At 72.2% G+C, this 9,793-nt stretch carries 7 protein-coding genes; 1 reads left to right on the top strand and 6 read right to left on the bottom strand.

Annotated elements, in window-relative coordinates; genetic code table 11:
• Nucleotides 1-140: 140 nt before the first annotated feature.
• From argG to ACZ6I3_RS16240, 6 genes are all read right to left on the bottom strand, one after another.
• Entirely contained in the window at nucleotides 141-1,595 is a 1,455-nt protein-coding gene (argG, locus tag ACZ6I3_RS16265; protein WP_469415152.1) for an argininosuccinate synthase, read from the bottom strand.
• Nucleotides 1,596-1,735: 140 nt separating this feature from the next.
• Entirely contained in the window at nucleotides 1,736-2,728 is a 993-nt protein-coding gene (meaB, locus tag ACZ6I3_RS16260) for a methylmalonyl Co-A mutase-associated GTPase MeaB (protein WP_469415151.1), read from the bottom strand.
• Nucleotides 2,725-4,899 (bottom strand): methylmalonyl-CoA mutase, encoded by a 2,175-nt coding sequence (gene scpA / locus ACZ6I3_RS16255; protein ID WP_469415149.1) that lies wholly within the window; start codon nucleotides 4,897-4,899, stop codon nucleotides 2,725-2,727. The genes meaB and scpA overlap by 4 nt, the downstream gene beginning before the upstream one ends.
• Nucleotides 4,899-6,707, bottom strand: coding sequence for a methylmalonyl-CoA mutase family protein (locus tag ACZ6I3_RS16250; protein ID WP_469415148.1), 1,809 nt, complete (start codon nucleotides 6,705-6,707; stop codon nucleotides 4,899-4,901). The genes scpA and ACZ6I3_RS16250 overlap by 1 nt, the downstream gene beginning before the upstream one ends.
• Nucleotides 6,708-6,809: 102 nt before the next feature.
• A complete protein-coding gene (locus ACZ6I3_RS16245) occupies nucleotides 6,810-7,919 on the bottom strand; it encodes an AI-2E family transporter (protein WP_469415147.1) in 1,110 nt (369 codons plus the stop codon).
• A gap of 122 nt (nucleotides 7,920-8,041) precedes the next feature.
• Nucleotides 8,042-8,467: a DUF6003 family protein gene (locus tag ACZ6I3_RS16240; RefSeq protein ID WP_469415146.1), complete on the bottom strand. Its 426-nt coding sequence runs from the start codon at nucleotides 8,465-8,467 to the stop codon at nucleotides 8,042-8,044.
• A 126-nt stretch (nucleotides 8,468-8,593) separates the two neighbouring features.
• Between ACZ6I3_RS16240 and ACZ6I3_RS16235 the strand changes: the two genes are divergently transcribed.
• Nucleotides 8,594-9,691, top strand: a complete 1,098-nt coding sequence (locus ACZ6I3_RS16235) for a winged helix DNA-binding domain-containing protein (protein ID WP_469415145.1) — start codon at nucleotides 8,594-8,596, stop codon at nucleotides 9,689-9,691.
• Nucleotides 9,692-9,793 lie beyond the last annotated feature (102 nt).

Genomic DNA, 9,793 nt, shown 5'->3' with positions numbered 1-9,793 from the left:
CTCTTTTCACGCTCCTCCTTCACGCTCCTTTCCCACAAACACCCCCCCCCCCCCCCCCCCCCCCCCCCCTCCCCCCCCCCACCCCCCCCCCCCCCCCCCCCTCCCCCCCCCCCCCCCCCTTCCGTTGTGCCCGGGGCTGGTCAGTCCGTGCCGGACTCCATCGCCGCGCGGTCCAGCCAGGCGTCCTCCTCGGAGACCTCGCCGCGGGAGGCGATGGCCTCGGCGCCGCCCTCGGGCAGCTCCGGCATGGTGCCGATGAGGCCGGTCGCGGCCGCCTGCGAGGCGCCGATGGTGGGGCTGCCGGTGCCGATCAGGCCGATGCCGGCGTACTGCTCCAGCTTGGCGCGGGAGTCGGCGATGTCGAGGTTGCGCATGGTGAGCTGGCCGATCCGGTCCACCGGGCCGAACGCCGAGTCCTCGGTGCGCTCCATGGACAGCTTGTCCGGGTGGTAGCTGAACGCCGGGCCGGTCGTGTCGAGGATCGAGTAGTCCTCACCGCGCCGCAGCCGCAGCGTCACCTCGCCGGTGACGGCCGCGCCCACCCAGCGCTGCAGCGACTCGCGGATCATCAGCGCCTGCGGGTCCAGCCAGCGGCCCTCGTACATCAGCCGGCCGAGCCGCCGTCCCTCGGCGTGGTACTGGGCGAGGGTGTCCTCGTTGTGGATCGCGTTGACCAGCCGCTCGTAGGCGGTGAACAGCAGGGCCATGCCGGGCGCCTCGTAGATGCCGCGGCTCTTGGCCTCGATGATCCGGTTCTCGATCTGGTCCGACATGCCGAGGCCGTGCCGGCCGCCGATGGCGTTGGCCTCCATGACCAGGTCGACGGGGGAGGCGAACTCCTTGCCGTTGATCGTCACCGGGCGGCCCTGCTCGAAGCCGATCGTCACGTCCTCGGCGGCGATCTCGACCTCGGGGTCCCAGAACCGGACGCCCATGATGGGCTCGACGGTCTCGACGCCGGTGTCCAGGTGCTCCAGGGTCTTGGCCTCGTGGGTGGCGCCCCAGATGTTGGCGTCGGTGGAGTACGCCTTCTCCGTGCTGTCCCGGTAGGGCAGCCCGTGGGCGAGCAGCCACTCCGACATCTCCTTGCGGCCGCCGAGCTCGGTCACGAAGTTCGCGTCCAGCCAGGGCTTGTAGATCCGCAGGTGGGGGTTGGCGAGCAGGCCGTAGCGGTAGAACCGCTCGATGTCGTTGCCCTTGAAGGTGGAGCCGTCGCCCCAGATCTGGACGTTGTCCTCGAGCATCGCCCGGACCAGGAGCGTGCCGGTGACGGCACGGCCGAGCGGCGTGGTGTTGAAGTACGCCCGCCCGCCCGAGCGGATGTGGAACGCGCCGCAGGTCAGCGCGGCCAGGCCCTCCTCGACCAGCGCCGCACGGCAGTCGACCAGGCGCGCGATCTCGGCACCGTAGGTCTTCGCGCGGCCGGGCACCGAGGCGATGTCGGGCTCGTCGTACTGGCCGATGTCGGCCGTGTAGGTGCACGGGACGGCACCCTTGTCGCGCATCCACGCGACCGCGACGGACGTGTCGAGACCGCCCGAGAAGGCGATGCCGACGCGCTCGCCGGCGGGCAGGGAGGTGAGGACCTTGGACATAGGAAGAGTATGTATCATCACGCATAATCATGCAAGTGGCGTGCATGGATTCCCGCCGGGGGGTCCGGTCCAGGCCCCGATCCGGCCGGAATGAGCTCGGAATCAGCTCGGAATGAGCTCGGAATCAGCTCGGAATCAGTTCAGGAGGGGTCCTGCTCGGAGCCCCCGAGCGCCCCGAGAATCCGCTCGGCCGCGAGGGTCGGCGTCAGCTCGCCGTCCCTGACCCGCTGTTCCAGCGTCGGCGTCAGTGCCCGTACCGCCGGGTCGGCCTTCAGACGGCCGAGGAGTTCGTCGCGGACCATGGTCCAGGTCCAGTCGACCTGCTGGTCACGGCGCTTGGCGGCGAGACGGCCGGTGGAGTCCAGCAGGGTGCGGTGCTGTTCGAGGCGCTCCCACACCGTGTCCAGACCGGCCGACTCACGGGCGCTGCAGCTCAGCACGGGCGGCGTCCAGGCCGCGTCCTTGCCGTGCATCAGCCGCAGCGCGCCCGCCAGCTCACGCGCGGCGGCCCGGGCGTCGCGCTCGTGCGGGCCGTCCGCCTTGTTGACGGCGATCACGTCGGCCAGCTCCAGGACGCCCTTCTTGATGCCCTGGAGCTGGTCACCGGTGCGGGCGAGGGTGAGCAGCAGGAAGGAGTCGACCATGTTCGCGACCGCGGTCTCGGACTGGCCGACGCCGACCGTCTCCACCAGGATCACGTCGTAGCCGGCCGCCTCCATCACCACGATCGACTCACGGGTCGCCTTGGCCACTCCGCCCAGCGTGCCCGCCGTGGGGGAGGGGCGGACGAAGGCCGCCGGATCCACGGCCAGGCGTTCCATCCGGGTCTTGTCGCCGAGGATCGAGCCGCCGGTACGGCTGGAGGAGGGGTCGACCGCGAGCACCGCCACCCGGTGCCCGAGCGAGGTCAGCTGCGTGCCGAACGCGTCGATGAACGTCGACTTGCCCACGCCCGGCACCCCGCTGACACCGATCCGCCGGGCCTGCCCGCTGTGCGGCAGCAGCTCGGTCAGCAACTCCTGGGCCAGCGCCCGGTGCTGGGGCCGGGTGGACTCGACGAGCGTGATGGCGCGGGCGATGATCGCCCGCTTCCCGTCGAGTACGCCCTTCACATAGGCGTCGACATCGATCACAGGTCGTGCCCGAGGGTCGTCGCCAGCCCCTTCACCAGGTCGTACGCGGCGTCCGGGATCACCGTCCCCGGGGGGAAGACGGCCGCCGCGCCCATCTCCAGCAGCGTGGGCACGTCCTGCGGCGGGATCACCCCGCCGACCACGACCATGATGTCCTCGCGCCCCTCCTCGGCGAGCTGCTCGCGCAGCGCCGGAACGAGGGTGAGGTGACCGGCCGCCAGCGACGAGACCCCGACGATGTGCACATCCGCCTCGACGGCCTGCCGGGCCACCTCGGCGGGCGTCTGGAACAGCGGGCCGACGTCCACGTCGAAGCCGAGGTCGGCGAAGGCGGTGGCGATCACCTTCTGGCCGCGGTCGTGGCCGTCCTGGCCCATCTTGGCGACCAGGATGCGCGGGCGGCGCCCCTCGGCCTCCTCGAAGTCGGACACGAGGGTGCGGGTACGGTCCACGGACGGCGACTCCCCGGCTTCGTTGCGGTACACGCCGGTGATGGTACGGATCTGGCTCGCGTGCCGCCCGTACACCTTCTCCAGGGCGTCGGAGATCTCCCCGACCGTGGCCTTGGCGCGGGCCGCGTTCACCGCCAGCTCCAGCAGGTTGCCCTCGCCGCCGGCGGCCCGGGTCAGCGCGTCCAGCGCGTCCCGGCAGGCGGTCTCGTCCCGCTCCTCGCGCAGCCGCCGCAGCTTCTCGACCTGCTGGGCCCGCACCGAGGAGTTGTCGACCTTGAGCACGTCGATCTGCTCGTCGCTGTCGACCCGGTACTTGTTGACGCCGATGACCGGCTGGCGCCCGGAGTCGATCCGGGCCTGGGTGCGGGCCGCGGCCTCCTCGATGCGCAGCTTGGGGATGCCCGCGTCGATGGCCTTGGCCATGCCGCCCGCGGCCTCCACCTCCTGGATGTGCTGCCAGGCGCGGCGCGCGAGGTCGTACGTCAGCTTCTCCACGTACGCGCTGCCGCCCCACGGGTCGATCACGCGGGTCGTGCCGGACTCCTGCTGGAGCAGCAGCTGTGTGTTGCGGGCGATCCGCGCCGAGAAGTCGGTGGGCAGCGCGAGGGCCTCGTCGAGCGCGTTGGTGTGCAGCGACTGCGTGTGCCCCTGGGTCGCCGCCATCGCCTCGACACAGGTGCGCGTCACGTTGTTGAACACGTCCTGCGCGGTCAGCGACCAGCCCGACGTCTGCGAATGGGTGCGCAGGGACAGCGACTTGGCGTTCTGCGGATCGAACTGCTTGACCAGCTTCGCCCACAGCAGGCGCGCCGCCCGCAGCTTGGCGACCTCCATGAAGAAGTTCATGCCGATCGCCCAGAAGAACGACAGCCGGGGCGCGAACGCATCCACGTCCAGGCCGGCTTCACGGCCCGCCCGGATGTACTCCACGCCGTCCGCGAGCGTGTACGCCAGCTCCAGGTCGGCCGTCGCGCCCGCCTCCTGGATGTGGTAGCCGGAGATGGAGATGGAGTTGTAGCGGGGCATCCGCTGCGAGGTGTACGCGAAGATGTCGGAGATGATCCGCATCGACGGCGACGGCGGATAGATGTAGGTGTTGCGGACCATGAACTCCTTGAGGATGTCGTTCTGGATGGTCCCGGCCAGCTTCTCGGGCGGTACGCCCTGTTCCTCCGCCGCCACGATGTACAGCGCGAGCACCGGCAGCACGGCGCCGTTCATCGTCATCGACACGGTCATCTTGTCCAGCGGGATGCCGTCGAAGAGCTGCCGCATGTCGTAGATGGAGTCGATGGCCACGCCCGCCATGCCGACGTCACCGGTCACCCGCGGGTGGTCGCTGTCGTAACCGCGGTGGGTGGGCAGGTCGAAGGCGATCGACAGGCCCTTCTGCCCGGCCGCGAGGTTGCGCCGGTAGAAGGCGTTCGACTCCTGGGCCGTGGAGAATCCGGCGTACTGACGGATCGTCCAGGGCTGGTTGACGTACATCGTCGGGTACGGGCCGCGCAGATACGGCGCCTGGCCCGGGCGCGTGTCCAGGAAGTCCAGGCCCTCCAGGTCACGGCCGGTGTACAGCGGCTTGACCGCGATGCCCTCCGGGGTCTCCCAGAGCAGGTCGTCCCCGCCGGAGGCGTTCTTGACGGCCGTACGCCACTCGTCGGGCCCGCCGTCGGCGGCCGGGGAGCCCAGCTCGATCCCGGAGAAGTCGGGGATTCCCATCAGGACACTCCCATGCGGTCGAGGGTGGCGGACAGCACGGCGACGGCGTCACAGCCCGCGAAGACGTACGAGTCGACACCGGGGTGGTTCCCCGGCCGCCCGGCGAGGAACACCTGTGCGGCGCCGGCGGCCTTGAGCTGCCCGGCCACCGTCTCCGCCTGCTCCTCGTACAGGGCGTCACTGGAGCACAGCACGGCCTCGCTCGCGCCGCTCTCCTCGAAGGTGCCCTCCGCGACGGGCTCGATGCCGCCCGCCTGGAAGAGGTTCGAGGCGAAGGTCAGGCGCGCGGTGTGGGCCGCGGCCGGGCCGAGCGCGGCCAGGAAGATCCGGGGCCGGGAGCCGGTCGCCGCGAGGTGGGCGTCGGAGCGGGCGCGCAGCACCTCGTAGGCCTCGTCGCGGCGCACCCGAGGCAGCCCGCCGGAGCGCGGCTCGGGAGCCGGCTCGCGGACGACCGGCTTCTCGGTGAGGTGGGGGAACTCGCTGACGCCGGTGATGGGTTCGCGCCGCTTGGCGAGCTTCCCGCTCCGGGCCGCCCACGTGTCGGCGAGGTCCCGCCCGAGGTCGCCCGAGCGCAGGGCGGCCGCCTGGCCGCCGAGCCGTTCGATCCGACGGAAGAACTCCCAGCCCGCGTGCGCGAGTTCGTCGGTGAGGCGCTCCACGTACCAGGAGCCGCCCGCCGGGTCGATCACCCGGGACAGGTGCGACTCCTCGATGAGGATCGTGGAGGTGTTGCGGGCGATCCGGCGGGCGAACGCGTCCGGCAGGCCGAGCGCGTGGTCGAAGGGCAGCACGGTGACCGAGTCGGCCCCGCCCGCCCCCGCGGCCAGCGTCGCGATGGTCGTGCGCAGCATGTTCACCCACGGGTCGCGGCGCGTCATCATCACCGGCGAGGTGACGACATGCTGGAGCTGCGCCCCCGCGCGCGGGGCCCCGCAGGCCTCGGCGACCCTCGCCCAGAGCCGGCGCGCGGCCCGCAGCTTGGCGATCGTCAGGAACTGGTCGGCGGTCGCCGCGTACCGGAACTCCAGCTGCCCGCAGGCCTGTTCGACGCTCAGCCCGGCCTCGGTCAGCTCCCGCAGATACGCCACCGCCGTCGCCAGCGAGCAGCCCAGCTCCTGGGCGGCCGAACCACCGGCCTCGTGGTACGGCAGCGCGTCCACGGTCAGCGCCCGCAGCCCCGGGTACTCCCCGGCACACCGCCGCGCGAGCTCCGCCACCGGTGCGATGTCGTAGCCCTGTCCGGTACGGGCCTCGTGGCCGAGCGGGTCCGCGCCCAGGTTGCCGCGCGCCACGTCCCGGGCGACGCCCCGCTCCTCGTACAGCCGCAGCAGTTCCCGCGCGGCGGGCTCGGTCTCGGTCCCCGCGTCGAGGACGACGGGTGCCAGGTCGAGATAGACGCCGTCGAGGACCGTGCCGAGGGAGGGCACCTCAATGGCGTCCTCGCCCACGGTCAGCCAGAGGGAGGAGACACCGTTCTCCAGGTCCGCGAGCACCGCGGCGGAGTCGGCCGCCGTGTGCCGCTGCCGTACGTCCCAGCCGCCGACCGTGTTCCCCTCGGCGCGGCCGCCGCGCACAAAGGGCGCGAACCCGGGGAAACCAGGCTCGGGGGCGTCGTCGCGCGCAGTGTAGAGGGGCCGGGTGCGCAACCCGTCCTCCAGGGCGGTGGACAGGGCTTCCTCGGCCTCGGCTCCCTCGACGTCCTTGCCCGACTTGCGCAGCACACCCGCCACAAGGCGCTGCCACTGCTCATGGGGCACATCAGGGAACTCGCCGGCCAGCTCAAGCCCGTCGTCAGGCAGGACCGTCATGCTCGGATGTTAGGCCACGTTAACGAAAGAGCAGGAGTGGGCGCGGCTGTGACCTTGCCCTCCCCCTGACTGTGGCCTCGGTCTCCATGATCCGCGCGGCGTTCACGCCGGGGTCGTGATCTCACCCTCGGACGTTCGCAGCGCCTGGTACACGGACCACGCCACGGCCACCAGCGGTACGGCCACCACGGCACCGATCACCCCCGCCGCGACCGCTCCGCCGACGACCGCCAGGGCCACCACCACCGGGTGCAGCCGGACGGCCCAGCTCATCACGATGGGGTGCAGGAGATGGCCCTCGATCTGCCCGATGATCACGATCAGGGCCACCACCACCAGGGCGATGAGCGGCCCCTTCGTCGCCAGCGCGACGACGGCCGCGACCGCCAGGGCGATCGGCGAGCCGATCAGGGGGATGAAGGCGGCCACGAACTCCAGCAGCGCCAGCGGCACGGCGAGCGGCACCCCGAGAGCGAACAGGGCGATGCCCACGAGGACCGCGTTGGTCGCCGCCACCAGCAGGATGCCGTGCGTGTAGCCGGTGAAGGTCCGCCAGGCGGCCCGGCCCGCGACCGTGACGTGCTGCCGCGCCCGCTCGGGGAGCTGCTCGCACATCCACCGCCACTGCCGCTCGCCCGAGTGCGTGAAGAAGACCGCGCAGAACAGGGCCAGCGCCAGCACGGTCAGCACCTCCAGCAGCCGGCTCGCGCCGCTGAGCGCCGTACTGATGAGGGTGGAGCGATGGCTCGACAGCAGCTTGCCGATCCGGGACTGCAGATCGGCGAAGGCGTCCGCCGGCAGCCGGAACGGCGGCCCCTCCAACTGGCGCTCGATCCGGTCGATCCCCGCCACGAACTCCCGCTCCAGTCCGCTGCGCTGGTCCGCCACGGTCTCACCGACCAGGGCCAGCGCCCCGAGCACGAGGACGATGCCGCCGACGATCGCGACGGCCACCGCGAGCGGCCTGGGCATCGACCGGGCCAGCAGACCGGCCGCGGGGCGGAGCACGGCGGCGATGACGAGACCGAGGAAGACGGCGACGGCGATCCGGTGGAACTGCCCGAGCACGGAGAAAGCGAAGCGGACGACGACACCGACGGCGATGATCCGCCACGCGTACGCGCCCGCGGTCCGCAGCCAGTCCGGCACACGCGGCTCCCCACCGCCCGGACGTCCGGACGGCGAGACGGGCGGTTCGACAGACGCGGCCATCTCATCCCCGTACCACCCACCGCCTCCCGAACCGCGAAGCGGGCCCTGAATTCCCCCGAAGGCCGGTATCGGACGGAGGAGGGCTGGGGTGGTGCGCAGCATCCGAAACCGCCGCCGCGGCGTCAGCCGCTCGTCGCCGCGGTCACCGTCGCCGGGTCCACCCCGGTGAGTTCGACGATGCGGTGCGGTGCCACCCCGGCGGCCAGGGCGCGGGCGATGAGGCCGTCGCGGCCGTCCGCGCTGTCGCGGAAGGCGAGGAGTTCCTCCTCGACCCGGGCGAGTGACTGGGGTGCGTTCAGATGGCGGACCCGGCTCAGTTCCTCCTCGCCCAGCGGGACGGGCAGCCGTTCCGCTCCCTCGGGGATGGCCGCCGTCTCCTCCGGCGGCAGCAGGCGCAGCTGCGGGGAGGCCGGGGTGCTTCCCTGCGCGGCCAGCCAGGCGCGTACCGCGGGAGTCTCCATGCACGCGAGATCGCCGACGGCGGCCGGGGCCACGCCCAGCGACGCGGACGGGTCGTCAAGCAGGAACAGGTAGGCGTCGTCGGTCATCCTCGGCTCCTTCTCGACGGGGGCTGATCGACTCCCTTTACCCCGCCGCGCCCGGATTACCACCGGCTCCACGAGTCCGGGCCAATGCGGCCAGAACCTGTCCGCAAGCCCCGCTACCGTGCCCCCATGGCGAACACCCAGCGGAGCGTCCTCGGTACCCGTGCCCTCAACCGCGCCACCCTCGACCGGCAACTGCTGCTGCGCCTCGTCCGGATGACCGCCGTCGCGGCCGTCGAGCATCTGGTCGGTCTCCAGGCGCAGAACGTCAAGCCTCCGTACTACGCCCTCGCCGCACGCCTCGACGGTTTCGACCCCGAGGCGCTGTCGACGCCGATGGCCGGCCGCGAGGTCGTCCGTATCGTCACGATGCGCTCCACCATCCACACCCACACCGCGGACGACTGCCTCACCCTCAGGCCGCTGGTGCAGCCCGCCCGGGACCGGGAGCTGGTCCAGTTCCGCAAAGGACTCGCCGGTGTCGACCTGGACCGGCTCGCGGCTCTCGCCCGGGACCTCGTCGAGGCCGGGCCCCGCACGATGAAGCAGTTGCGCGAGGCCCTGCTCCAGGAGTGGCCCGACGCCGATCCACAGGCCCTGGCGGTCGCCGCCCGGTGCCGTCTGCCGCTCGTGCAGGTGACCCCGCGCGGCCTGTGGGGCCGTAGCGGGCAGGTCAGTCTCACCACCGCCGAGCACTGGCTCGGCCGCCCGGCCGAACCGGCCCCCACCCCCGACGCGGTCGTCCCGCGCTACCTAGCCGCCTTCGGCCCGGCCTCCGTGAAGGACATGCAGACCTGGGCCGGACTGACCCGCCTGCGGGACGCCTTCGAACGGCTCCGTCCGCGACTCGTCACCTTCCAGGACGAGGGCGGCGTCGAGCTGTTCGACCTCCCGGACGCCTCCCGCCCCGACCCGGACACCCCGGCCCCGCCGCGCTTCCTGCCCGAGTTCGACAACCTGCTGCTCTCCCACGCCGACCGCACCCGCGTCGTCCCGCCGCGGTACCGGGGCCGTTCCTGGCAGGGCAACATCGCCTACCCCACGCTCCTCGTGGACGGCTTCCTCGCGGGCCTGTGGCGACTGGAGGACCAGGCCCTGGTGATCGAGCCCTTCGACCGGCTCACCAGGACCCAGCGGGACGAGGTCACCGCCGAGGGCGAGCGGATGCTGCGCGTGATGCACCCGGGGACGTCGTACGACATCCGCTTCGGTGCCGTACGGGGCTGACGGCATGGAGAGGGGGGGGGGGGGGGGGGGGGGGGGGGGGGGGGGGGGGGGGGGGTACCCGCTCCCCCCCCCCCCCCCCGCGATATCATCGCCAGTCGGGCC

This window comes from Streptomyces sp. NPDC041940, from assembly GCF_055589465.1.
This window is presented reverse-complemented; position numbering and strand designations above follow the sequence as displayed.